The sequence below is a fragment of the Ancylobacter defluvii genome, assembly GCF_018390605.1.
Lineage (GTDB): Bacteria > Pseudomonadota > Alphaproteobacteria > Rhizobiales > Xanthobacteraceae > Ancylobacter > Ancylobacter defluvii.
Genome location: NZ_JAHBGD010000024.1, coordinates 285130 through 309551, shown reverse-complemented (window position 1 = coordinate 309551; position 24422 = coordinate 285130). Strand labels below are relative to the sequence as shown.

Annotated in this window: 24 protein-coding genes; 7 read left to right on the top strand and 17 right to left on the bottom strand. The window is 66.5% G+C overall.

The genetic code is table 11. The annotated features are described in order from the left end of the window. Positions 1–13: 13 nt before the first annotated feature. The 8 genes from KHC24_RS17685 to KHC24_RS17650 form a co-directional block, all read right to left on the bottom strand. Positions 14–466, bottom strand: a complete 453-nt coding sequence (locus KHC24_RS17685; protein WP_213364636.1) for a tripartite tricarboxylate transporter TctB family protein — start codon at positions 464–466, stop codon at positions 14–16. Positions 467–861: 395 nt separating this feature from the next. Next, positions 862–1884 (bottom strand): tripartite tricarboxylate transporter substrate binding protein, encoded by a 1023-nt coding sequence (locus tag KHC24_RS17680; protein WP_213364635.1) that lies wholly within the window; start codon positions 1882–1884, stop codon positions 862–864. 522 nt (positions 1885–2406) lie between these two features. After that, a complete protein-coding gene (locus KHC24_RS17675; protein WP_213364634.1) occupies positions 2407–3411 on the bottom strand; it encodes a CobW family GTP-binding protein in 1005 nt (334 codons plus the stop codon). 22 nt (positions 3412–3433) lie between these two features. After that, positions 3434–4672: an LVIVD repeat-containing protein gene (locus tag KHC24_RS17670; protein WP_213364633.1), complete on the bottom strand. Its 1239-nt coding sequence runs from the start codon at positions 4670–4672 to the stop codon at positions 3434–3436. A gap of 143 nt (positions 4673–4815) precedes the next feature. Then, entirely contained in the window at positions 4816–5559 is a 744-nt protein-coding gene (locus KHC24_RS17665; RefSeq protein ID WP_213364632.1) for an FCD domain-containing protein, read from the bottom strand. A 200-nt stretch (positions 5560–5759) separates the two neighbouring features. Then, the gene (locus KHC24_RS17660; RefSeq protein ID WP_213364631.1) at positions 5760–6452 is read right to left on the bottom strand and encodes a TetR/AcrR family transcriptional regulator; all 693 of its coding nucleotides are present in this window, start codon (positions 6450–6452) and stop codon (positions 5760–5762) included. Positions 6453–6490: 38 nt separating this feature from the next. Beyond that, positions 6491–7705 carry an acyl-CoA dehydrogenase family protein gene (locus tag KHC24_RS17655; RefSeq protein ID WP_213364630.1) on the bottom strand — a complete coding sequence of 405 codons (1215 nt, stop codon included), beginning with the start codon at positions 7703–7705 and terminating at the stop codon, positions 6491–6493. Between the two features lie 11 nt (positions 7706–7716). Next, complete coding sequence (locus KHC24_RS17650; RefSeq protein ID WP_213364629.1) at positions 7717–8193, bottom strand: VOC family protein; 477 nt, start codon at positions 8191–8193, stop codon at positions 7717–7719. 195 nt (positions 8194–8388) lie between these two features. Between KHC24_RS17650 and hisD the strand changes: the two genes are divergently transcribed. The 7 genes from hisD to KHC24_RS17615 all read left to right on the top strand — a co-directional run bounded on the left by hisD (position 8389) and on the right by KHC24_RS17615 (position 15745). Further along, positions 8389–9705: a histidinol dehydrogenase gene (hisD, locus tag KHC24_RS17645; RefSeq protein ID WP_213364628.1), complete on the top strand. Its 1317-nt coding sequence runs from the start codon at positions 8389–8391 to the stop codon at positions 9703–9705. 271 nt (positions 9706–9976) lie between these two features. Beyond that, positions 9977–10621, top strand: a complete 645-nt coding sequence (locus KHC24_RS17640; RefSeq protein WP_213364627.1) for a GntR family transcriptional regulator — start codon at positions 9977–9979, stop codon at positions 10619–10621. A gap of 198 nt (positions 10622–10819) precedes the next feature. Beyond that, complete coding sequence (locus KHC24_RS17635) at positions 10820–11620, top strand: ABC transporter ATP-binding protein (RefSeq protein ID WP_213364626.1); 801 nt, start codon at positions 10820–10822, stop codon at positions 11618–11620. A gap of 1 nt (position 11621) precedes the next feature. Next, on the top strand, positions 11622–12503 hold the full coding sequence (locus tag KHC24_RS17630) for an ABC transporter permease (protein WP_213364625.1): 882 nt from the start codon (positions 11622–11624) through the stop codon (positions 12501–12503). A 104-nt stretch (positions 12504–12607) separates the two neighbouring features. Continuing rightward, positions 12608–13684, top strand: coding sequence for an ABC transporter substrate-binding protein (locus tag KHC24_RS17625; RefSeq protein ID WP_213364624.1), 1077 nt, complete (start codon positions 12608–12610; stop codon positions 13682–13684). Positions 13685–13775: 91 nt separating this feature from the next. Continuing rightward, positions 13776–14867 carry an amidohydrolase family protein gene (locus tag KHC24_RS17620; protein WP_213364623.1) on the top strand — a complete coding sequence of 364 codons (1092 nt, stop codon included), beginning with the start codon at positions 13776–13778 and terminating at the stop codon, positions 14865–14867. Positions 14868–14869: 2 nt separating this feature from the next. Then, entirely contained in the window at positions 14870–15745 is an 876-nt protein-coding gene (locus tag KHC24_RS17615) for a polysaccharide deacetylase family protein (RefSeq protein ID WP_213364622.1), read from the top strand. On the opposite strand, the gene KHC24_RS17610 is transcribed toward KHC24_RS17615, so the two are convergent. The 9 genes from KHC24_RS17610 to KHC24_RS17570 all read right to left on the bottom strand — a co-directional run bounded on the left by KHC24_RS17610 (position 15742) and on the right by KHC24_RS17570 (position 24086). Continuing rightward, positions 15742–16437 (bottom strand): hypothetical protein, encoded by a 696-nt coding sequence (locus KHC24_RS17610; RefSeq protein WP_213364621.1) that lies wholly within the window; start codon positions 16435–16437, stop codon positions 15742–15744. The genes KHC24_RS17615 and KHC24_RS17610 overlap by 4 nt on opposite strands. Further along, positions 16434–17288 (bottom strand): ABC transporter permease, encoded by an 855-nt coding sequence (locus KHC24_RS17605; protein ID WP_213364620.1) that lies wholly within the window; start codon positions 17286–17288, stop codon positions 16434–16436. Before KHC24_RS17605 ends, KHC24_RS17610 begins: the two co-directional genes overlap by 4 nt. Beyond that, on the bottom strand, positions 17285–18094 hold the full coding sequence (locus KHC24_RS17600) for an ABC transporter permease (RefSeq protein WP_213364619.1): 810 nt from the start codon (positions 18092–18094) through the stop codon (positions 17285–17287). The genes KHC24_RS17605 and KHC24_RS17600 overlap by 4 nt, the downstream gene beginning before the upstream one ends. After that, entirely contained in the window at positions 18094–18927 is an 834-nt protein-coding gene (locus tag KHC24_RS17595) for an ABC transporter ATP-binding protein (RefSeq protein WP_213364618.1), read from the bottom strand. Before KHC24_RS17595 ends, KHC24_RS17600 begins: the two co-directional genes overlap by 1 nt. Beyond that, complete coding sequence (locus KHC24_RS17590) at positions 18924–19952, bottom strand: ABC transporter substrate-binding protein (protein ID WP_213364617.1); 1029 nt, start codon at positions 19950–19952, stop codon at positions 18924–18926. The genes KHC24_RS17595 and KHC24_RS17590 overlap by 4 nt, the downstream gene beginning before the upstream one ends. A gap of 333 nt (positions 19953–20285) precedes the next feature. Further along, positions 20286–21044, bottom strand: a complete 759-nt coding sequence (locus tag KHC24_RS17585; protein WP_213364616.1) for an SDR family oxidoreductase — start codon at positions 21042–21044, stop codon at positions 20286–20288. Between the two features lie 11 nt (positions 21045–21055). Then, a complete protein-coding gene (locus KHC24_RS17580) occupies positions 21056–22057 on the bottom strand; it encodes a Gfo/Idh/MocA family protein (RefSeq protein ID WP_213364615.1) in 1002 nt (333 codons plus the stop codon). A gap of 49 nt (positions 22058–22106) precedes the next feature. Then, positions 22107–23039, bottom strand: a complete 933-nt coding sequence (gene kce, locus KHC24_RS17575; protein WP_213364614.1) for a 3,5-dioxohexanoate:acetyl-CoA acetone transferase — start codon at positions 23037–23039, stop codon at positions 22107–22109. A gap of 93 nt (positions 23040–23132) precedes the next feature. Then, entirely contained in the window at positions 23133–24086 is a 954-nt protein-coding gene (locus KHC24_RS17570) for a cyclase family protein (RefSeq protein WP_213364613.1), read from the bottom strand. Positions 24087–24422 lie beyond the last annotated feature (336 nt).

Below are 24422 nucleotides of genomic sequence, written 5' to 3'. Positions count from 1 at the left end.
GTTCCCTGCGCTTTCAGATGCCGAAGGGGCCGGCCGGCAGCGAGATGCCGAGCCAGGCGATGAACACGCCATAGACGAGACCGGTCACCACGGCGGTGGTGAGCAGGCTCGGCGCGAGCGGCCGTCGCTCGATGCCGATCAGCAGATACAGGCTGAACAGGATGCCGGCGGTGACGAAGCCGATGAGCGGGATGAGCAGCACCATCAGCCACAGGCCGGCCATGAGGGCGGTGACACGGACGATGCCGCGCCGGTCCGGGAAGCTGTGCGGCTCGCCGCTGTCGTCGAACAGGGTGGCGACGAACAGGGAGACCGCCAGCACGACGCCTATCATCGCCACCCAGAACGGCGCGAAGGCCGAGCCGGGGGCGAAGTCCGCCCAATAGGGCAGGTACCACGTGCCGGACAGCACCATGACCGACAGCCCCAGCAGCATGAAGGCGGCGATGAAGTTGGTGGCTTTCATGCGAAGCTCCGTCGCTTGGGCGATACGGGCAGGCGGTTGGTCGCAGAGGCGAAAGGCCTCTCACCTCAGCCCTCTCCCCGACGGGGAGAAGGAGCCGGCCGTTTCAAGCGGGAGGCGCCGCTTTCGCTGGAAGCCTCTCGATCTCGGCCGGTCTTCGATGACGCCGGTCCTTCCGGTTCACCGGACGGAAACGGAGACATTCGCTGCTGGCGGGACGGTCAGGCCTCGGCCGGAGAAACAACCGCCTTCCGGTCGCCAGCGCGCCCTGCCAGCGGACGCGATGCCGACCGCTCCTCCCTCTCCCCATCGTGGAGAGGGAGGAGGTGAGGAGGCTTCCCGTCCGAGCGGGAGGGAGTGGGGCGGGGGCGGTCTGTCGAAAGACCCCGCCCCGTCCCTCACTGCACCGCCGGCTGCTTGGCGAGGCCGAGGTCGCGCAGCAGGGCGAGATGCTCGTCATGCAGCTTCTGCATGTAGGGCTTCACCTGCGCCGCCGGCACCATCTCGCTGCGCAGGAAGTTGTCCTTGAGGCTGGCCTGCCATTCCGGATTGGCCACCAGCTTGGCGATGGCGTCATCCCAGAACTTCACCGTGGCGGCGTCGAGGCCGGGCGGACCGGCGAGGCCCCAGGCCTGACCCCACACCACGTCGTAGCCCTGCTCCTTCGCGGTGGGGATGTCCTTCAGCTCCGGCGCGGTGCGGCGTTCGCGGGCGAGAATGGCGATGATGCGCGCCTTGTTGGCCTTCACCAGCGGAAGCGCCTCGCCCGGCGTCAGCGTCATGAAGTCGACATTGCCGCCGAGGAAGGCCGCCTGCGCCGCGCCGCCGCCGTCGAAGGGCACGTAGTTCAGCTTCACTTTGCCGGCCTTCTCGACGAGGCCGGCCACCATGTGATCGGTGGAGCCCGACTGCGCGCCGGCGACCTTGACCGAGCGCTCGCGCTTGGACGCGAGCTCGACCAGCTGCTTCATGTCCTTGACCGGCGAATTCTCCTGCACGACCAGCACGAGGTCGCCCTGGATGAACATGCTGATCGGGGTCAGCTTGTCATAGAGCGTCGGCAGCCCCTGCGTGATCGGTGTCGTCAGGATCGGCTGGGCGATGCACAGCACGACGTTGCGGTCGCCCTGCTTCCCCATGACAAAATTGCCCGCGACCATCCACGAGCCGCCGGTGCGGTTCTGCACCACCAGCGGATTGGTGATGATCTTCTGCTCGTTGAGGATCTTGGCGGCGCGGCGCATCAGCACGTCCGGCGTGCCGCCGGGGCTGGTGCCGGTGGTGATCTCGATGGGGCCGGTGGGGGCGGTCTGCGCCCGCAGCGCGGCCGGCGCCGCGACCAGCGCGGCACCGAGAGCGGCCGCCAGCGCGGCGTGTTTCAGACGCAGGTGTAAGGGCCGAGCGGCACGAGAGGGCATCATGTGGCGTTCCTTCCCAGGCGTTGCAGTGGCACAGCGTCTTGTGACGTCTTGTGCTCTGAGGAAAAGATGCCGTTGCGGGCATGTCAAGTTAAAATGAAATATTTATCCCAGAGAAACCCATATCGAACCGACATACCTGTAGTACATCTCGGCATGGGTGCTGTATTTGTTGAAAATACCTGATCGCGGAGTTTGCCGCTCCCAGGGGTGGATGCGACAAATTTTTGCTGCTGCGGCGTGTTGTCGCCGAGAATATTCGGCTTATAGTTGGTTATTTAGATATAGAATTATCGTATTTATTTTTGTACATCGAGTTTTAACTCCCATTTGTCGACAGGGCGCTGGGTTATGTGCTAGCGTGTCTTAAAATAAAAACAGTGGGAGGAGCATGAAATGTCAGTTGTGCTGACTTATGTGCGGAAATATGTATGGGAATGCTTTGTAAAAATGGGTGAAGCATATTGCATACATAATTCCGACGCCGGCTATGGCATAGATGCCGAGGCAGTTGCGGCGCGCGCTTCACGCCGCCGCCCGCGCGACGAGAACTTCAAGACTGCCACGTAATGCTTCCGGCTCCATGTTACGGGTGATGAAGACCAGGCGGGTGGTGTGATCGTCGCTCGGCCAGGCCGGTAGCTGCACCGGCGGGTGCATCACCTGCTGCACCGCGTGCACCACCATCGGCGCGGCCTCGCCGCGCAGCGCGACGATGCCTTTCATGCGCAGCAGATCGACTCCCCGCAGCGACAGGATCGACCGCAGCCAGCCGCGCAGCGCGTCCCGCGTCACCGGCCTGTCCAGGGTGACGGCGAAGGCGCGGATGCCGTCATCATGGTGCGAGCCGGCAGAGTCGGAGGCCGCGAAGGCCTCGCTGTTGAGCCAGGCGAGGGTATCGCCGCTGCGGCGCGACGGATGCGCCGGCACCTGGGCGAACAGCGCCGCCGGCGCGATCTGCCCCTGCACCACGGGGACGAGCGAGGCGCCGGGATTGATCGTCTTCAGCCGCGCGGCGAGGTCGGCGATCGCGGCCGGCGCCGCCAGATCGGATTTGGTCAAGACGAGGATGTCGGCGAGGGCGGCCTGATGGCGCGCCTCCTCGAAGCTGTCGAGCTGGCCGGCACCGTTGACCGCATCGACGGTGGCGACCACGGCGTGCAGGTCGAACCGCTCGGCCAATATCGGCTCGGTGAGGAAGGCGCGAACCAGCGCGGCGGGGTCGGCGAGGCCGGTGGTCTCGATGGCGACGCGCGAGAAGGCCGGCAACTCCCCCCGCGCCACCTTGGCGCAGAGATCATCCAGCGTATCGACGAGATCGCCGCGCACGGTGCAGCAGATACAGCCGCTCTGCAGCACCACGGTGTTCTCGATGGCGCTCTCGACCAGCAGGTGGTCGATGGCGACATCGCCGAACTCGTTGATGATCACCGCGCTGTCGGCCATCTCCGGATCGCGCAGCAAATGGTTGAGCAGCGTGGTCTTGCCGCTGCCGAGGAAGCCGGTGATCAGGATGACGGGGATGGTCATGCCCGTGCCCTTTCCGTGGGGCTCAGAGGTCGAGCTCCAATATGTAGATCCCGCCGGCATGGCGGTCGCCGCAATAGACGATGCCGTTCTCGTCGACATAGACCTCGTTGATCTGGATCGCCGGCACGCGGGCGCCCGGAGGCGCGGAGGGCACGAAGGCGCCGACCTCGCGCGGCGCCAGCGGATCGCTGATGTCGTGGACGCGCAGCCCGCCATTGAACAGCGTCGAGAACAGCAGCGTCTCGGAATGGAAGGCGGTGTCGCGCGGCGGGTTCTCATGCAGGTTGTGGCAGCCGAAGCGCCCGCCCTTGCGGCCATATTCCTCGAAGGAGGGCATGGGCAGGGTCGACAGCGGCACTGGATTGTCCTCGCGGCGGATATCGAGCAGCCAGGTGAGCTTGGGCCAATCGAAGCCGTTGTCGTGGATGCATTCATGGCTGGCCACCGCGAGGTCGCGGCCGAACAGCGGCATCAGCGTGTGCGCGAAGCCGGGGAAGGGCGGGTTCGGACTGAAGCGCGAGAGGACGGTGGGGCGCGACTTGTCGGAGATGTCCATCACGTAGAAGCCGCCGTCGATATAGCCGACATAGGCGCGGTCCGGCCGATCCGGATAGACATTGGTGTTGTGGCAGCGAAAGCCGCTGTCGATCTTCAGCCGCTCCGGCGGGGCGGCATCGTCGCCCTCGGCGGTGCCGGGCATCCACCAGCGGCCGGCCTCGACCGGCTTTGCTGGATTGCGCACATCGATGATGCGGTAGGCCTGGTCGTCGAGCGGGTTGCGCGGGGTGAAGTCGGCGGCGCCGGCGGCGCAATGGATGAATTCGCCATCGACGAACCACACCTGGTGCACGCCGCGCGAATGCGGGCCGGAGCAATCGAAATGGCTGATCAGCCGGGGGGATTCCGGCACCGAGATATCGAACAGGTCGATGCCGGCGGGCTCCAGGCCCGGCTGAACGGTCTGGTAGGCCACGGCCATCAGGTCGCCGCTGGTCTCCAGCGAATTGGAGCGCACCTTGTTGTGCGGCAGGTCGGTCTGCACGATCACCTTCGGCCGGCTCGGATCGGTGACATCGACGCCGGTGAAGTTCTTCGGCGGCCCCTCATGCGCCACCCACAGGATGCGCCTTCCATCCGGCGCTGATTGCAGCGACATGCCTTCGCCGACCCCGCCGAAGCCGGCCAGTCCGTCATGGGCGATCAGCCGCATGCCGGAGATGAGGTCGATCTTCACATCGGCGACTTTGGTGTGGTCGAGCATGCGGCGTCCTCCCGACGGATCGTCGCGAGCACAGCCCGTCGAACGGTCCTTGTGATTGTTAATCGCAAGGATGTTCGAACAAAATATGGATGTCAATAAAGAGAGAGGTTGATGGCTCGTTCGAAGAGCGTCGCAGCAGCCAGTCAGGGGGCGTCGTCGCCATTCCCCGCCGACAGGCTGCGCGACACTTCCTCATAGTTGCGGATGACCACCTCGACGCTGCCCTGGAAGTGCTCGGCGAGAATGGCGGTGGCGCGCTCGGCGTCGCGGGCGATCGCCGCCTCGGCGACGGTGCGGTGCTGCTCGCGCACCCGCTTGAGCAAGGCTTCGGACGAGGAGGTGACGACGATCACCGCCCGGCGGTAGCGCTGGAAGTGATCAGAGAGCGCGCCGCAGAAATGCAGCAGCCAAGGCGAATCGCAGGCGGCGATGAGGCTGTAATGGAAGCGGTCGTGGCGCTGCTCCCACTCGTCCACCGTCTTGCGGTCCTCGACCGAGTGGGGAAGCGGCGTGCGCTCCAGCCGGTGCAGCGCGGCGAGAATCTCCGCTTCCCAGTCCTCGTCGCCGCGGGCGATGGAGCGGCGCAGCGCGTTGCAGCTGAGCTCGGTGCGCAGCGCGCACAGATCGTGCAGATCGGAAAGCGACAGCGGCGCGACCGTGTAGCCGCGATGGCCCTCGAAGCGCACAAGCTGATCGGAGACGAGGCGCGAGAGCGCCTCGCGCAACGGTGCGATGCCGACGCCATAGGCGGCGCTGAGCTGGCGAAAGCGCAGGCGCTCGCCGGGCTTGAGGTGTCCGGCGATGAGGTCGCGCCGCAGGCGGGCATAGATCTCGATGCCCAGCGTGGTGGACTCGTCGTCAGGGGGCGCGACGGGCTGAAGGGACACGGCTGGGGCACTCCACGGGTAGAAACACCCGATGGATCATAGGGGCAGCCGAGTTTCGATCAAAGCGAAGATGTTCGAGAGTTGGTGCGCCTATCGTCTAGAGCGATTCCCGCAAAACTGCGCAGCGGTTTTGCGAAAAGAATTGCGTAGAAACAAAGAGCTAGAGCCATTCCGGTGAACCGGATGTCACCGGAATTGCTCTAGCCGGCCACGTTTTCACGTTCCGCGAGCCGCTTCAGCACCGGGCCGACGCCGGTGAGGAAGGTATCGACGGCGTTGCGGATCATCGTGGCGCGATCGACCGGCATCGGGAACTGGTACACGATCTCGCGCACGCCGTAATAGAAGATGCCGCCCTGAAGGGTCCAGAACAGCTCGACCTCCTCGGCGGTGGGGGGCTCCTGCCCGCCGAGGCCGAAGCTGTGACGGGTGGCGAGAGTGATCGGGCGCAGGATTTCCGCCTCCACCGTCGCGGCATAGCGGCGGTTGATGTCGACGCCGCGCAGACCGGCGAAGATGTAGATGCGGATCCATTCCGGGGTGAAGATGGTGCTGGTGTAGTCCTCATAGAAGGCGATGATGCGCTCGCGGATCGGGCGGCTCTCGTCGATGAGGCCGTCGCGCCATTCCTTCTTCCAGCGATTGACGTAGATCTCCTGGTAGACGGCGGCGATCAGGTCGTCCTTGCTGGGGAAATAGCGGTAGAGCAGCGGCTGGGTGACGCCGAGGCGCTGGGCGAGTTCGCGGGTGCCGGCCTCGAAGCCGACCTCGGCGAACAGCTCGATGGCCTTGCGGACGAACTCCTTGTGCCGTTCCTCCGGCTTGTTGCGCGTGCGCCGCGGCGACGCGGGCTTTTCCGCCGCCGCGAGCGATGTGGATGAGCTTCCGGCCATCTGTGTCGTCGTGTTCCCCTGGTTCGGCACCGCGTTGCTCACACGACCGGATTGTCGGCCTCCATGCCGAGCGCCAGACGTCCGAAGGCGGCATTGGCGACATCGGTGCTGAAGGCGATATGCGCGCTTATAGCATGGGCGTCGCGGAAGCGTCGCTGCTGGCTGCCGGCAAGGTAAAGCGCCTGCGCGCCGCTGCCGGCATTGATCTCGTCGACCGCGGCGGTCGCCAGATCGGTGGCGAAGGCGAGATCGCGGCGATAGGCGAACTTGGTCACCAGATCGGGGACATGGCCGCGCGCGGCATCGGCCATCGCCTCCTCGCAAATGGCCAGCATCATGCGGCGGGAATGCGAGAGCCGGGTGGCGGCGCTGCCGATATGGATCTGGATGCTCTGCAATTCCGCCAGCCGGGCGCCGGTGTAGCTGGCCGAGCGCTTGCGGGTGGACGCGACGTAATCGGTGAGCGCACCCTCGCCATTGCCGAGCCCGACGCCGGACAGGATGGCGGGGAATAGCGCGAACACCGGCACACGATAGAGCGGGGCCGGGTGGCGCTCGCTGCCGGGCGTGGCGCCGCCCTTGAGGTGGGCGACGGAGACGGTCATCTCCTCCGGCACGAACACCTCCTCGCACACCACGTCGTTGGAGCCGGTGCCCTTGAGGCCGGTGACGTGCCAGGTGTCGAGGATGGTGTAGTCGGAGCGGGGGAGCAGGAACACGCGGTGGTCGGGCGCCTCGCCCTCGGTGCGGACGACGCCGGCCAGCATGTTCCAGGTGCAGACATCGACGCCTGAGGAAAACGGCCAGCGGCCGGAGACGACATAGCCGCCCGGCGCCTTCGCCACCTTCGCGGCGGGGAACACGAAGGAGGAGGCGATCAGCGCGTCGGGGTCTTCGTTCCAGACGCGATCCTGCGCCGCGGGCGGAAACATCGCCAGCATCCAGTGGTGGCTGGCGAGGTTGGTGAGGTTCCACGCGGTGGAGGCGCAGCCGGCCGCGAGCGCGGCGCCGATGGTGATCAGGCTCTCATAGCCGAGTTCGGAGCCGCCGAGCGCCCGCGGCTGCAGCATGCGGTAGAGGCCGCTATCGTGCAGGTCGCGCTCGTTCTCCCGTGGCAGGCGGCGCAAATCTTCCGCCCGCGCCGCACGGCCGGCGAAGGTCGAGGCGAGGTCGGTGGCGCGCTGGAGCAGGTCGTCATGGCGCTGGTCTGCCGGGGAGCGGATGCTGCGGGGGGCGGCAATGGTGTCCATCATGGCAGCCTCCCTCAGGCGCGACGGCGGTCGAGGAACAGCGTCGCCTCGAGGTTCTCGCCCACCTGCTCGAAGCGGTCGGCGAGACGCTTCAGTTCCGGGATGCGGGCGGTATCGAGGCTGGCGACATCCGGCCAATCGACCTCGACAAGATTGCCGCCGGGATCGCGCAGATAGAGCTGGACCGTGCCGTCCGGCATCTCGTTGACGCCGTTGCCGAAGGTTTTGTGGTCGATGAGGCCGGCGTCGCGGGCGCGCTCATAAACGCCCATGAAGTCGTCGACGTTGATGGCGAAGTGCTGGTAGTGCGGCGTCGCGTCCGGCAGGCCGAAAATATGCAGCTGCTGGTCGCCGCAGCGCAGATACTGGGTGCGGAAGCCGAAATTATAGGTGGGGATCGCCTCCATGCCGAACATCTCGACATAGAAGCGGACGGAGTCCTCGACGTCTTTCGCGCCGATGGACAGATGGTTGAGGCCGGTGGCTCGCATGGCGTTCCTCCATGTTAATTATCGTTCGATAAATAACATGGAGTCGGATGTCCGGCAAGGCGATGCGGCACGCTTGACACCTCGATGCGAATTAGTTTTCACTCGATAAATAACAGTCGATTTCAATCGGAAGCAAGGGTGCATCGGATCGGGTGCATCAGGTTGGGCGTCACAACTCGGCGCCGGGAGGAAAACATGGCCCGCCATCTCAAGACCGCGCGCTCCGTCGAGGAGCGCGCCGACGCCGACGCGCAGGTGCGCGCCACCGTCGAGACCATCCTCAAGGACATCGAGACCGGCGGCGATGCCGCCGTCCGCGCCTATTCCGAGCGCTTCGACACATGGTCGCCGGCGAATTTCCGCCTGTCGGAACAGGAGATCGAGGCGGCGCTGTCGCAGGTGTCGAAATCCGATCTCGACGACATCCGCTTCGCGCAGGCGCAAGTCCGCAATTTCGCCGAGAAGCAGCGCGCCTGCGTGACCGATCTGGAGGTGGAGACGCTGCCCGGCGTCATCCTCGGGCATAAGAACGTGCCGGTGGAGCGGGTCGGCTGCTATGTGCCGGGCGGCAAGTACCCGATGGTCGCCTCCGCGCATATGAGCGTGGTGACCGCGAAGGTGGCCGGGGTGAAGAGCGTGGTGGCGGCGGCGCCGCCCTTCCGCAACGGGCCGCATCCGGCCATCGTCGCGGCGATGCATCTCGCCGGAGCCGACGAGATCCTGGTGCTGGGCGGCGTGCAGGCAGTGGCGGCGATGGCGCTCGGCACCGAGAGCATCGCGCCGGTCGACATGCTCGTCGGGCCGGGCAATGCCTTCGTCGCCGAGGCCAAGCGCCAGCTTTACGGCCGGGTCGGCATCGACCTGTTCGCCGGGCCGACCGAGACGCTGGTGATCGCCGACGAGACGGTGGATGCGGAAATCTGCGCCACCGATCTGCTCGGCCAAGCCGAGCACGGGCCGACCTCGCCGGCCATCCTGCTCACCAATTCGGAAAAGCTGGCGCGCGAGACCATGGCGGAGATCGAGCGGCTGCTTGCCATCCTGCCGACGGGGGAGATTGCCGCGGCGGCGTGGCGCGATTTCGGCGAGGTGATCGTCTGCGACAGCATCGAGGAGATGGTCGTCGAGGCCGACCGCATCGCCTCCGAGCATGTGCAGGTGATGACCGCCGATCCGGATTATTTCCTGAACAACATGCGCAATTACGGCGCGCTGTTCCTCGGGCCGCGCACCAATGTCGCCTATGGCGACAAGGTGATCGGCACCAACCACACGCTGCCGACCAAGCGGGCGGCGCGCTATACCGGCGGGCTATGGGTCGGCAAGTTCCTCAAGACCTGCACCTATCAGCGGGTGACCACCGATGCGGCGAGCGCCGAGGTGGGGGAATACTGCTCGCGACTGTGCGTGCTTGAAGGCTTCCTTGGCCATGCGGAGCAGGCCAATGTGCGGGTACGGCGCTATGGCGGAGGCAATGTCGACTACGCCACGGCGGCGCGCCGGGCGGGCTGACGCGCCCTTGAACCTTGGGCGGTTCCTCCCCTGAACCTGCCCTGCGGCCGGAGCATGCTCCGGCCTTTTTTATGCGCCCGTGCTGGCCGCTTGAGATATCTCGACTGGACAAAGGCTGCCCTTTCGATCTCCACCGCTGGCCGAGGAAACTGGCACGGCGCGCGATTCCGGCGAATATTTCCTGATTTCCTCAGCGTCATCAGCGCGACATATTGACGTTATCGATCGATCAATATACGTTTGGTGATATCTCAGAGGTGAGGCGGTTCGGATGAATCTGGTTCGCAACAGGGTCTATGAGATGGTGCGGCGGGACATCATGTCCTGTGCCATCGTGCCCGGCGCGGAACTGCGGGAAGCCGAACTTGCCGAGCGCTTCGGCGTCAGCAAGTCGCCCGTGCGCGACGCCATGCAGAAGCTGGAATATGAGGGGCTGGTCGAGATCGAGCCGCGTCGCGGCCATCGCGTCCGCCCGGTCTCGATCAGCGACGCCGCCGACATGCTGGAGTTGCGGCTGATCCTCGAAGCTGCTGGCGTTCGCAAGGCGGCGCTGGTCGCCACCGATGCCGAACTCGCGGAGCTCGACGTCTATCGCGACGCCGACACCACCTCGATCCCGGTATTCACCGAATATAATCGCCGCTTCCATCGCCACCTCGCGAGCCTGTCGCGCAACCAGCGGCTGGCCGAGGAGATGGGGCGGGTGATGGAGCTTTATGAGCGGCTCTGCATGGTCAGCCTGTCGGCGGTGGTCGCGCATGACCACAATGAGGGGCCGCTGCGCGAGCACAACGACATTATCGACGCCCTGCAGGCCCGCAACGGCAATGCCGCCGCGCGCATGCTCAAGCGTCATATCGGGCGATCGCAGACGCAGATTCTGCGTGCTCTCGAAAGCCGTCCCGTCGTCGCCTGACGGACGGATCGCCTACGCGGCCGGCGGTTTCCGGCTGCGCGCAAGGCCCCCCAGGGGGAGAACGGCCCCGCCAAGGGGGTGCCCCGGACCCGTCCGCATCATGCAGAAGATGGGCCGAGGGCGAAGGAAACGCCACATGCCGTCCCGACGCCTGTCCGGCGAATGATGCCGGCTGCGCGCGCGACGCGGAGGAGCGAGATGAACGCCATCGCCAGCAATCTGGTCGCCGCATCGACCAGCCATATCGACCCCGACATCGTCATTTCCGCCCGCGACCTCGTCAAAGCCTTCAACAGCGAGGTGGTGGCGCTCGACCGCGCCAGCTTCGACATCAAGCGGGGTTCGTTCGTCTCGCTGGTCGGGCCGAGCGGCTGCGGAAAGTCCACCTTGCTGCGGCTGGTCGCCGGGCTGATCGGCAAGTCCGCCGGCGAGCTCAGCGTGCTCGGCCATGGGGTGAGCGGCCCCTCGCACGAAGTCGGCATGATGTTCCAGCGCCCGACGCTGCTGGAATGGCGCACCGCGGTGGAGAACGTGCTGCTGCCGACCGAGGTGCAGGGCGCAACCACCGATGCCGACCGCAAGCGGGCCATCGACCTGCTGCAACTGGTCGGGCTGAAGGATTTCGAATTCAGCTTCCCGCGCCAGCTCTCCGGCGGCATGCAGCAGCGCGTGGCGCTCGCCCGGCTGTTGCAGACCGGGGCGAACATCCTGCTGCTGGACGAGCCGTTCGGGGCGCTCGACGAGTTCACCCGGGAGCGGCTGAACCTCGAATTGCTGCGCATCGTCGACGATGTGGATGCAACGGTGCTGTTCGTCACCCACAACATCTCCGAGGCGATCTTCCTCGCCGACCAGGTGATGGTGATGACGCCGCGCCCCGGCCGCCTTGCCAAGGTGGTGGACGTGCCTTTCGAGCGGCCCCGCGAGATCAGCCTGATGCAGACACCGGAATTCAACCGGCTGGTCGGCGAGGTCCGCACCATTCTGGGAGGGCATTGAAATGAGCTTGGCCACAGACGGCAACCTTTCCATGACCGACGTCGCGCAGGCGCGCGGCAGTCTTGCCGGGCGGGTCGCGCGGCATCTCGCGCTGTTCCTCGGCGTGATGCTGGTGTGGGAATTCGCCAGTACCTATGAGTTCGTCGACCCGTTGATCCTGCCGCGCCCGACCGCCATCGCCGCCTCGCTGGTCAATATGGTGCTCTATCAGGGCACGGTGTGGTTCCATCTCGGCGTGACGCTGTGGGAGGCGGTGGCCGGCTTCGTCATCGGCTCGGTGATCGGCATCGGCCTCGCGGTGGCGGCCGGGCTGAACGACAGCTTCCGCCGCTACATCTCGCCCTACATCATCGCGCTGCAGGTGACGCCGCGCATCGCGCTGGCGCCGATCGTGATCGCCTGGCTCGGCTTCGGCATGATGCCGAAGATCGCCATCGGTGCGTTGATCTGCTTCTTCCCGCCCTTCATCAACACGCTGACAGGCCTGCTGAACGTCGATGAAGACGCCAATGAGATGTTCCGCTCGCTGGGCGCCAAGAAGCGGCAGATCTTCTTCAGCCTGATGCTGCCCAACGCCATGCCGATCATCATGGCGGGACTGAAGACGGCGATCTCGCTCGCGCTGATCGGCGCCATCGTCGGCGAGTTCATCTCGGCCAGCGAGGGCATGGGCGTGCTCATGCAGCGCTACACCTTCGCGCTGAACATGGCTTCGTCCTTCGCGGTGCTCGTGATCCTGACCGTGATGGGCTACGCGCTGTTCGTGCTGATGGAATGGGCTGACAACTGGCTGGTCTACTGGCGCCACGACGCCCGCATGACCGCCATGAGCCGCAAGAAGGCGAAGGCCTGGGCCGGCCTTCTCGGCCGCCGGCAGGCGTAAGCCGCCGCGCGCAAGCCGGGCGACGGCGCGCCCGCCGCCCGATCATCCAGATACAGACCCCACAAGGATAACGGTGCCAAAGGCGCCGAATGGGAGGATACGCCATGTTGACGGACAACACGCTGATATCGCGACGGAACTGCCTCGGCCTGATGGCCGGGACCGCCGCCGGCCTTTCCTTGGGTTCGTTTGCCGCCCGGCCAGCCGCGGCGCAGGGCCTGCGCACGATGAACGTGATCATGCCGCTGCCACGCTCGGCGAATTTCTATCCGCTGATCGCTGGCGAGGCTTTGGGTTATTTCGAGAAGGAGGGCATCAAGGTCAATCTGCTGCCGTCCTCGACCACCGTGCCCTATGTCGCCTTCGTGCAGAACGGGCAGGCCGAGCTCGCCATGCTCGATGCGCCGCAGACCTTCCAGTCGGTGCAGGCCGGCATCCCGATCAAGGTGGTGTATGAGGGGATGCAACTGGCGCCGGAAGGCATCGCGGTGAGCGCCGACAGTCCGATCAAGTCGGTCGAGCAGCTGAAGGGCACCACCGTCGGCCTCGTTTCCGACCGCGACCGCACCACGCTCGCCATCGCGCTCGATACCGCCGGCATCTCCATCGACGACGTGAAGACGGTGGTGGTGGGCGAGGCCGGGCCGACGCTTGCCAATGCGTTCCGCAAGCAGACGGTGTCGGCGATCTCTGGCGCGGTGCCGGACTGGCTGTCGCTGCAGGCCAACGGCATGAAGATCCGGCTGATCACCCCGGCCGAGGTCGCCGACACGCCGGCGAACTCCTTCGTGGTGAACGGCGGCAAGCTCGACGAACTGCGCCAGCCGCTGATCGGCTTCTTCCGCGCCTGGTCGAAGGGCATGCAGGTCGGCAAGGTCGATGTCGACACGCTCGCCGTGATGTGCCGCAAGGCGGTGCCGGAGGAGTGGGAGAATCCGACCTTCGGTCGCGAGTTCCTCGATGCCTCGATCCCGATGAACTACTCGGTGACGCCGAAGCTCGGCGATCTCCAGCCCGCCGTCTGGAAACGGGTGCAGGGGCCGATGGTGAAGCTCGGCGAACTGCAGAAGGAGATCGACCCGGCCACCTTCCTCGACCGCAGCCTGATCGACCCAGCCAACGACTTCTCGCGCGAGCAGGTCGCCGCCGATGTCGCCGCCTGGAAGGCCAAGAGCATGTGAGCCCGGCTGGCGCCGGCCTCAACCGGCGCCGCACCCGGTTGCGTACCTGGCCGTGCACCCGGCCGGGACCATTTTTCCGAAAGGACGTTTCATGGACCACAGCATCATCGACGCCCGGACGCTGGGCGGCAATGTGAACCGCTACGGCCCCACCTCGGCGCGCCAGCCATCGCCCACCCCCGCCCGGCTCGACACGGTGACGGTCGACATCCACGCCCATGTCGGAGTGCCGGAGGCGCATGCCTATGTCGCCCCGTATCTCGATGTCAGCCAGATCGCGATGGTGAAATATTCCAGCGACGAGACGCGAGCGGTGAACCAGCGCCAGGACCAGGACCGCGCCTCCACCATGGTCGATATCGACGACCGGGTTAAGGTGCTGGACAAGCTTGGTATTTCCATCCAGGTCGTCGCGCCGCCGCCGTTCCAGTGCTACTACGCGGTCGATGCCGAGCATGGCGTTGTCGCCAATCGCATGGTGAATGACGGCATCGCCGCCTTCGTCGCCAAGCGGCCGGACCGCTTCGCCGGCCTCGGCACGCTCGCCATGCAGGATCCGGCCAGCGCGCCGGCCGAGCTGGAGCGCTGCGTGCGCGAGCTCGGGCTCAAGGGCGTGCAACTGCTCACCAATGTGAACGGGCGGGAACTCTCCTCGCCGGAGTTCGAGCCGGTGTTCGCCAAGGCCGAGGAACTCGGCGCGCTGATCATGATCCACCCGAACGGCTTCACCGGCGGGGAGCGGTTCACGCGGTTCTACTTCAGCAACATCATCGGCAATCCGCTGGAGACGACTGTCGCGCTGCATTACCTGATCTTCGACGGCGTGCTGGAGCGGCATCCCAAGCTGAAGCTGCTCGCCGTGCATGGCGGCGGCTATCTGCCGGGCTATTCCGGGCGCATCGACCATGCCTGGGGCGCGCGCAAGGATTCGAATGGCGGGCTGCCCAAGCCGCCGACCGAGTATCTGCGGCGGGTCTATTTCGACAGCGTGGTGTTCACGCCGCACCAGCTCGAATATCTCGTGAAGACCTACGGCGCCGATCACATCGTCATGGGCACCGACTATCCCTATGACATGGCCGATTACGACCCGGTGCAGCACATTCTCAGCGTCGAGAGCTTTGACGACGAGACCCGCGCCAAGGTCGCCGGCGGCACGGCGCGCGCGCTGCTGGGGCTGTGAGCATGGGGCTGCTGAGTGAGCGCGCGCCGTATCTGGCCTTCCCGGACCGGCCGCGCCTGCATCTGCCCGACGACGCCCGCGTCGCGGTGTGGATCATCGTCAATGTCGAGGAATGGTCGATCGCGCGCGCCATGCCGCGCACGGTGCTGCCGCCGCCCATGGGCCAGCCGCTGATGCCGGATCTGCCCAACTGGGCCTGGCACGAATACGGCATGCGGGTCGGCTTCTGGCGGTTGCTCAAGGCGATCGAGACGCGCGGGCTGCGCGCCACCTTCGCGGTGAACGGGCATGTGTGTCGCTCCTATGAACGGGTGGCGCGGGCGGCGCATGATGCCGGCTGGGAGTTCATGGGGCATGGGTTCGTGCAGCAACCGATGCATCATGTGGAGGACCAGCGGAAGGCGATCTTCGACACGGTGGGCACCATCCGCGACTTCACCGGCCGGCCGCCGCCGGGCTGGGAAAGCCCCGGTCTCACCGAGAACGACCAGACGCTGGACCTGTTGAAGGAAGCAGGCGTCGGCTATGTCGCCAACTGGGTGATCGACGACCTGCCGCTGGAACTCTCCACTGTGCATGGGCCGATGCTGTCGGTGCCCTATTCGGTGGAGACCAACGACATCGTGGTGCATGCGGTGCAGCACCAGCCCTCCGATGCCTTCCTGCGCCGCTGCGTCGACCAGTTCGACCGGTTGTGGGAGGAGGGCGGGGAGAACGCCAAGGTGATGGCGATCAGCACCCACCCGTACCTGACCGGCGTGCCGCACCGCATCGGCTATTTCGAGGAACTGCTCGATTATGTGCTGTCGCGACGGCAGGTGGCGATGATGACCGGCGAGGAGATCGCCGACTGGTACCGCGCCGAGGTCGGCGGCTAGAACGCCGGCAGCCGGGGGGCGCCGGGGGCGACGGGCAAGGCGTCGTCGCGCCAGAACGCGCCTCCCGTCTCGCCCAGCAGCGCCGCGAAGGTCTCCGGCCTGGCGATGTCGCCGGCGGGCAGGCATGTGACGCGGATGCCGGCCGCCGCCAGCCGCTCGCGCCGGCGCCGCTCCGCGGCCGGCATCAGGGTGGAGGGGGCGAACAGCACGGCCTCCGCATATCCACCCAGCCAGAAGAACATGTCCACCGGGATGTGCTCGTCTCCGCCGCTGTCTGACGGCAGCGGCAGCAGCGTGCGCGGCAGCGGCAGCGGCGCGGAATAGAGCATGTCCTCCGGCGCGAACAACCCGGCCACGGGGCCGAGCCGCTGCGCGATCTCCTGGCGATGGTCGGCGATGACCGCGCGCAGATGGGCGAAATAGCCGTCGATGAACCGCACGGCGGTGCGGTTCCAGCCGCCGGACAGATGCTTGAGATGATCCGCCAGCCTTATGTCGGGCGCGACCGTTTCCTGGCCGATGACTGGCGGCGGCAGGTCGAATTCCTCGCTGTTGAGACGCAGAACCTCCCCCAGATGCAGTTGCACCCGAGGAAGGTTGACGAGACCGGCCGCCTCCGCCGGCGGCTTGCCGGTGCCATAGGCAACGACCATCGGCGCCGGCCCAGCCGAAACCTCGGCCGTCGACGTCATCGGCGGCTCTCGGGATGCCAGATCAGGATGCGGCGACGGATAAGCTCGACGCTCTTCACCACCACGAAGCCGAGCAGAATGATCTGCACGATGCCGGCGAACACCCCGACGGAGTCGGCGAACCGCCCGGCCATGATCATCGCGCCGCCGACGCCGCGCCCGCCCATCAGCATCTCGGTGACGATGGTGGTGATCATGCCCACCGGCAGCGCCACCTGCAGCCCGGTGAGGATCTGCGGCATCGCCATCGGCAGATAGACCTCCCACAGCAGCTCGCGCTCCTTGGCGCCGAAGCAGCGGGCCGACCAGATCGGCCATTTGTCGAGGCTGGAGCAGCCGGCATAGGTCGCCGCCACGATGGGGAAGAAGCAGGAGAACGCCACCATGATGATCTTCGAGGTGTCGTAGATGTCGAACCACAGGATGAAGATCGGCAGGAAGGCGATCTTCGGCATGGGAAAGCCGATCGACACCAGCGGATCGAAGAACCAGCGCACCACCGCCGAACGCGCCATCAATATGCCGACCGGGATGCCGATGACGGCGCCGATCGCGAAGCCGGTGAGGGCGCGGTAGAGGGTGAGGCCGAGATCGACCGGCACCGTGCCGGCGATGAGATCTTCCCAGATCCTGACCAGCACCATGCTGAGCGGCGGCAGCAGGAAGGGATTGAGGGCGCCGAACCGGGCGCCGAACTCCCAGATGCCGGCGAGGACGACGACCACCGCCACCTGTACGCCGATATCGACCACCTGCGGCGAGATCGAGCGGGCGGGGCGTGGCGCCGGGGCTTTCTGCACCGGCGACTTGCGGGCGTCGGCGAGAGGGCGGGCCTGGGCCATGTTCATCATGCCTCCCTCCAGCGGAGCAGGCGCCGGGACAGCATCGCGTAGAGGCGGTCGGCGGCGAAGCCGATGCCGGCGACGAAGAAGATGGCGGCGAACATGGCGGGATACTGGCCACCGTCACCGAGCGAAGAGATCATGAAGCCGACGCCATCGGTGGCGATGACGAATTCCGAGCTCACCATCAGGATGAAGGAAAAGGCCAGCGCGGTGCGGCAGCCATTGAGGATGTCCGGCATCGCCGCGCGCAGCACCACCTCGCGCAGCACCTCGAAGCGCGAGGCGCCGAGGCTGGAGGCCGACCACAGCAGAAACGGGTTGACCCCCCGCGCGCCGTTATAGGTGCCGACCACCACCGGCAGCAGGCAGCCGAGGAAGATCAGCAGGATCTTCGAACTGTCGCCCAGCCCGAGCCAGATCATCACCACCGGGATCAGCGCCGATTTCGGCATCGGGTAGAAGATCTGCACGATCGGGTTGATGAGCAGCCGCACCGTGCGGAACGACGCCATCAGCAGGCCCGCCGCAACGCCGATCACTATCGCGGCGCCGAGGCCGGTGGCGGCGCGGCTGATCGAGCGCGCCGTGTTGTAGAGCAGGTCACCGCCGAACAGCATGGCGGAGAAGGCCGAGAAGATTTCGCCGAGCCCCGGCAGCATCTGCTGCGAGACGAGGCCGCTGAGGCCGAGGAACTCCCAGCCCAGCGCCAGAAGCAGCAGCGGCGAGAACCGCAGCGCCGTGTTGACGACGGCGTAGGACAGCGAGGGGCCGCGGCGGCGCAGATCCGGCTTGCCGGCGAGGACGTCGCTCATCAATGTGCCCCTCGCGTCGCCGCCACCGCCTGCTCGCGCACCAGCCGCCAGATATGCTCGCTGAGGCCGATGAAGGCGCGGTTCTCGAGGATTTCCTCGCCGCGATCCTTCGGCAGGTCGACGTCGATGACGTGCTGGATGCGGCCGGGCCGGGCGCTCATGATCGAGATGCGATCGGCGAGGAACACCGCCTCCTGCACATCATGGGTGACGAACACCACCGTCTTGCGGCTGTCGCGCCAGATGGTGCGCAGCTCTTCCTGCATGACGCGCCGGGTCTGGGCGTCGAGGGCGCCGAACGGCTCGTCCATCAACAGGATGCCGGGATCGACCGCTAGCGTGCGGGCGATGGCGGCGCGCTGCTGCATGCCGCCGGAAAGTTGGGAGGGGTAGGCGTTTTCGAAGCCGGTGAGGTGTACCATGTCGATGTAGCGCTGGGCGCGCTGCTCGCGTTCCGCCGCGGCGAAGCCGGCTTTCTTGAGCCCGTAGAGGACGTTGTCCTTCACCGTCTTCCACGGGAACAGCGCGAAGTTCTGGAAAACGATGCTGCGATCCGGGCCCGGTGCGGTGACCGGTCCGGCCGATGTGGAGATCACCCCCGCCTGTACCGGGATGAAGCCGCCGATCAGATACAGCAGCGTGCTCTTGCCGCAGCCGGAGGGGCCGAGCAGGCAATGGAACTCGCCATCGCCGATCTCGAGATTGATGCCGTCGAGCGCCAGCATGCCGCCGGCGGTGCGGGCGCCATAGGTATGGGAGACGTCGCTGACCGAGATGGCGCTCGCGGTGTGGGCCCGGCCGCGCGTCGCGGCCGCGGTGTGGATCATGCTCATTGGCTGGCCTCGATCCGCTTCTGGGCTTCCTTGACGAAGCTGAGGTCGACATAGTCCGGGTCGACCTTGATGCCGCGCGGGGCGAGACCGAGATCGACGGCGATGTCGATGCTCTCCTGAATCGCCTTGACGTTCGGCACCATGAAGGGATCGCGGAAATAGTCCTCCTTGGTGAACAGGTAGCCGAGCGTCTCCGGCGGCTGCTGCATGAAGTTGGCGATGATCTTCACCGCCTCGTCATGGTTCTTCGGATCGGTGAACCAGCGCACGGCGCGTACATGGTCCTCGAAGAAGTCCATCAGCGCCTGACGGTTGTCGTTCAGGAATTTGCCGTTGGCCGTCAGGAAGACAAGCTGCGAGGGCCCCATCGCATCCTTGGAGGTGAACAGCACCTTGTATTTGCCGGTGGCGAGCAACTGGTCCGACATTGGCTGCAGCACGGTGCCGAGATCGATCTTCTTTTCGTCGATCATGGCCGGGATGTTCGGGAACGCGACCTCCACCATGGTGTAGTCGCGCTTGTCCTGCATGTTGTTCTTGCGGAACATCGCCCGCATCGCGGTATCCGAGGCCGAGCCGATGGCATTGGTGCCCACCCGCTTGCCCTTCATGTCCGTCACCTTCCCGATGCCGGAATCGGCGCGGACCATGAAGGTCTCGCTGTGGTAGTCCCCGACTCCGTCCTGGATGATGTCGGCCACTACCTTCGCGTCGAGGCGGGCATTGGTGACGGCGAGCGCCAGCACCAGCGGGCCGAAGGCGGCCATGTCGATCTCGCCCGCCGCCATGGCGGTGATCTGCGGCGAGGAACCACGGAAGCGGATCGGCTCCACCGTGTAGCTCTTGCCGTAATATTTGAGGATCTCCGGCTTGCTGTAGAGCACCGGGATGAGATGCCCCGGCATGGTCGACCAGCCGATGCGGATCTTCACCGGATCGGCGTGTGCCGCCGAAATGCCGCCGGGGGTGATGATGAGGGCCGCCAAAGCGGCCGCGAGCGCCAGAGCGCCGCGTCGTGTTGCCATGGTCGTCTTCTCCCGATGCCCCCGGATCGTTGCCGGGTGGCTTGTTGTTCTGGGCAGTGTCGTCCGGGCAGTTCCACGAACCCCGCGCGGGCAATGGGCGTCCCGGTCGGCTTGTTGTCGTCAACTTGGCGTTGCCTGCCGCTGGTTTTCAATGCGGCAGTGCCGGCTTATTTATCGGTAGATAATCACGCGGATTTTCGATCATGTCAACGATGCAAGATGATTTGCGCTTCGTTCGCAAGCTGAATCCATGCCGCGCCGCAGCGTCCGCCGCCCGGCCGGCGGCCATGGCGTCATCGAGGCGCTGCAAGGAAAGCTGCAAGGAAAAAGCCGTCAGCGGCCGCCGGCCACCGGCACGATCGCGCCGGTCACATAGGCGCTGGCGGGGGAGGCGAGCCACATCACGATATCGGCAACTTCTTGCGCCGTGCCGGGGCGCTGCATCGGGATCGACGGGCCCAGGCGCTCCAGCCGGTCGGGGGCGCCGGCGGCGGCATGCAGATTGGTGGCGATGAGGCCGGGCGCGACGGCGTTGACGCGGATGCCTTCCGCCGCCACCTCGCGGGCGAGGCCGATGGTGAGGCTGTTCACCGCGCCCTTGCTGGCGGCGTAGTGCACCCATTCGCCGGCTCCGCCGAGCTCGGCGGCGCGCGAGGACATGTTGACGATGACGCCGCCGTGTCCGCCATGGCGGGTGGACATGCGCTTCACCGCCTCGCGGCAGCACAGGAAGCTGCCGACGACGTTGATCGCCATCACCTCGGCGAGGGCGCTCGCGCCGATCGCCTCCACCCGGCCGAGCGGGCCGACGCCGCCGGCATTGTTGACCAGCACGTCGGGCGGGCCGAAGCGGGCGTCGATCGCCTCGAACAGGGCGAGGACGTCGGCTTCCTGTGCCACATCGGCCTTGACGATCAACGCCTCGGCGCCGGCGGCCTCGATGGCGCGGGCGACCTGTTCGGCTCCCGCCGCGTCGCCCTTGTAGCTGAGCGCGACCCGGAAGCCGGCGATGCCGGCGGCGCGGGCGATGGCGGCGCCGATGCCCTTGGAGCCGCCGGTGACGATCAGGGTGCGGGGCGTGGCAGCGCTCATGGCGATCTCCCTCAGGTGACGGTGACGAAGCGGTCCCGGCCGACGGCGGCGACGATCGCCTCCAGCACCGCGACGCCGTGGATCATCTCGGCCGGCGTGATCGGGTAGCGGGCCTGCCCGCGCACGGCGCGGGCGAAGGCCTCCAGCTCGGCGCGCAGCGTGTCGAAGCCGGCAAGCGTTTCATGGCTGGCGGCCGGGGCCGGCTGGCCCGGCGCCGGCGGGGCCGGCTCCAGGCTGAAGGCATCGAGCGTCGGCGTGGCGATGCTCGCCACCGCCCTGGCGCCATAGGCCGAGAAGCGGAACACCGGCGCCGTCGCGGTGAAGGCGAGCAGGGTGCCGGTCTGCCCGCTGCGGAAGCGCAGCATCACCGAGGTGGTGTCCTGCGCGCCCGATGGCGCGGCGCGGTTGACGCTCTGGCAGGCGACCGCCTCGATCTCGCCGAACAGGTCGATCATCGAATCGACGAGATGGATGCCGAGCCCGGTCATGCCGCCGGCCGGCGACTGCTCGGGATCGGTGCGCCACACCCCCTTGGGCAGGAACAGCCCGGTGGGCGAGCTCATCTCGCCGTGGCAATGCAGGATGGTGCCGAGTTCGCCCGCCCGCACCAGGGCGCGCAGCCGCTGCATGTGCGGGTGGAAGCGCCGGTTATGGCCGAGGGCGAGGGTGACGCCGGCGGCCTCGGCCGCGGCGACCGCCGCCTCGGCGCTGGCCTTGCTCATGGTGAAGGGCTTCTCCACGAACACGTGCTTGCCGGCGGCGGCGGCCTCGGCGATCTGCGCCGCATGCTGAAGATGCGGCGTCGCCAGCACCACCGCCTCGATAGCGGGATCGGCCAGCACCTCCCGATAGCTGTCCTTCAGGGCGATGCCGGCGGTGGCGGCGAACGCCTCCGCCTTGGCGCGATTGCCGGTGGCCCCGCTGGTGAAGCGGAGCAGGCCGCTGGTGCCCTGCACCGACCCGACGAGGGTCTGGCCCCAGCGGCCGAGCCCGATGATGGCGGCGTTCAGCATGTTCAGACAGTCCTCCGGTCAGAATTCACCTCGTCCGCCATCCGCCCGATCAGAAGCTCACCTGGTCGGCGCCCTTCAGATCCAGCATCTCGCGCGCTTCGTCGGGCGTGGCGATCTCAAGGCCCATGCCTTCGAGGATCTGCCGGGCCTTGCGCACCTGCGCGCCGCTCGACGGCGCCAGCTCGCCCGGCCCGATCCACAGCGAATCCTCCAGCCCCACCCGCACATTCGAGCCCATCGAGGCGGCCATGGCGGCGATGCGCAACTGCGAGGCGCCGGCGCCGAGCACCGACCAGCGGTACTGGTCGCCGAACAGCCGGTCGGCGGTGCGCTTCATGTGCATGATGTCCTCGGGATGGGTGCCGATGCCGCCGAGAATGCCGAACACCGACTGCACGAACAGCGGCGGCTTGACGAGGCCGCGATCGAGGAAGTGCTTCAGATTGTAGAGATGCGCGATGTCGTAGCACTCGAACTCGAAGCGGGTGCCGTTGCCGTAGCAGGTCTCAAGAATGTATTCGATGTCCTTGAAGGAGTTGCGGAACACCAAGTCACGCGTGGCCTCCAGATGCTGGCGCTCCCACTCGAACTTGAAGTCCTTGTAGCGGTCGAGCAGGTGGTAGAGGCCGAAATTGATCGAGCCCATATTGAGCGAGGCGACTTCCGGCTTGAAGCGGGCGGCCGGCAGTACCCGCTCCTCGACCTTCATATAAGGGCTGCCGCCGGTGGTGATGTTGATGGCGGCGGAGGTACGCTGCTTGAGCTGCGGCAGGAAGCGGCCGAACGCCTCCGGCGTCTGGTCCGGCTTGCCGGTTTCCGGGTTGCGGGCGTGCAGATGCAGGATCGCCGCCCCGGCCTCGGCGGCGCCGAGGGCATCGGCGATGATCTCGTCCGGCGTCACCGGCAGATGCGGCGACATGGACGGGGTGTGGATCGCGCCGGTACAGGCGCAGGTGATGATGACCTTGCGGGCGGCAGCCATGATCGGCTCCTTGAAGTGAGCGGCGAGGGAACGGCGGCGGGGAAGTCGAAGGCTTCCGTGCCGCCGTCCGGCTAGGTCGGCCGATGCGGCGCGCTACTTGATCGCCTGCGGGTTGATCGGCGAGCCGGTGCCGCCGGTGATGATCAGCGGCGGGCCGCAGAAGAAGAACTCGTAGACGCCGTCCTTCGCGCAGTCCTCGGCGAGCTCCTTCACATAGAAGATCTCGCCCATGCACAGGCCCATGGCCGGGATCACCACCCAATGCCAGGGCTGGTTGGCCTCGGTGGTCTCGTTCGGCCGCACCTCGACGCCCCAGGTGTCGGAGCAGATCGCCGCGACCTCCTTCTCGTGGCACCAGTAGCAGTTCTCGAACTTGACGCCCGGCGCGTCGCCGCCGGCATAGCCGCCCCATTCGCCCTCCGCGAGGCAGCGCTCCATCTGGCCGGTGCGCAGGATGACGAAATCGGCGCGGCGGATCTCCACGCCCTGGGCTTTGGCGCAGGCGTCGAGCTCGTCATTGGAGATGGATTCGCCGTCCTTCAGCCAGTCGACGCCGCGGAAGCGGGCGATGTCGAGCAATACGCCACGCCCGCTCATCTTCGACTTGGAGTGCTCGATGCCGAGCACGTTGAGGCCGCGGGCGTTGATGTGGCGCGGGTCGTGGCCGTTATAGGCCTTGTCCTCGTAGAAGATGTGGCCGAGCGCGTCCCAATGGGTGGCGCCCTGCACGCACAGGTTCAGCGTGTCGTCGGCGTAGCGGATCTTGTTCCAGTCCTGCTGGCCGGTGATGGCGTCGGTGCCGGTGGCGAGCATCTGGTGGATCGGGTTGAAACGGCCGCCGAACAGGCCGTTCTGCGGGCCCTCGCGGTCGAGCGGGATGCCGAGCGCGAAGGTGCGGCCGGTCTTGATCAGCTTGGCGGCATCGACGATGTCCTGCGGCGTGACCAGGTTGAGGGTACCGCTGTGATCGTCCTTGCCCCAGCGGCCCCAGTTGGAGAGCTTGCGCGAGGCTTCTTCGATCGCAGCGAGTCCGACGTCGATATCCATTGGGTTTCCTCACTTTTCTGGATTTTTGGCCCGGCCTGCCATGCGGCATGGACCGGGAGGGAATGGCTGTGCAGCACGGCCTCCGACTGCGGCATCGATGACGGCAGGATGGGCTTTCCAACCGCGTCGGATTTGTTTATCGTTTGATAAATATCAAATCGAACCGCCGCCTTTGTCAATCGCCCGGCGACGTCAATGAGAGGAGAGGCGAGGCCACCATCCGGTCCGGCGCGGCCCGCCGGACGGCAATCGGCATTCATGATCGGCGGGATCAGAACTTATGGTTTCGCCGCCCGTGCGGGGCGCCGCTAGCGTCGCGACGGGCCGGAGGCAGCA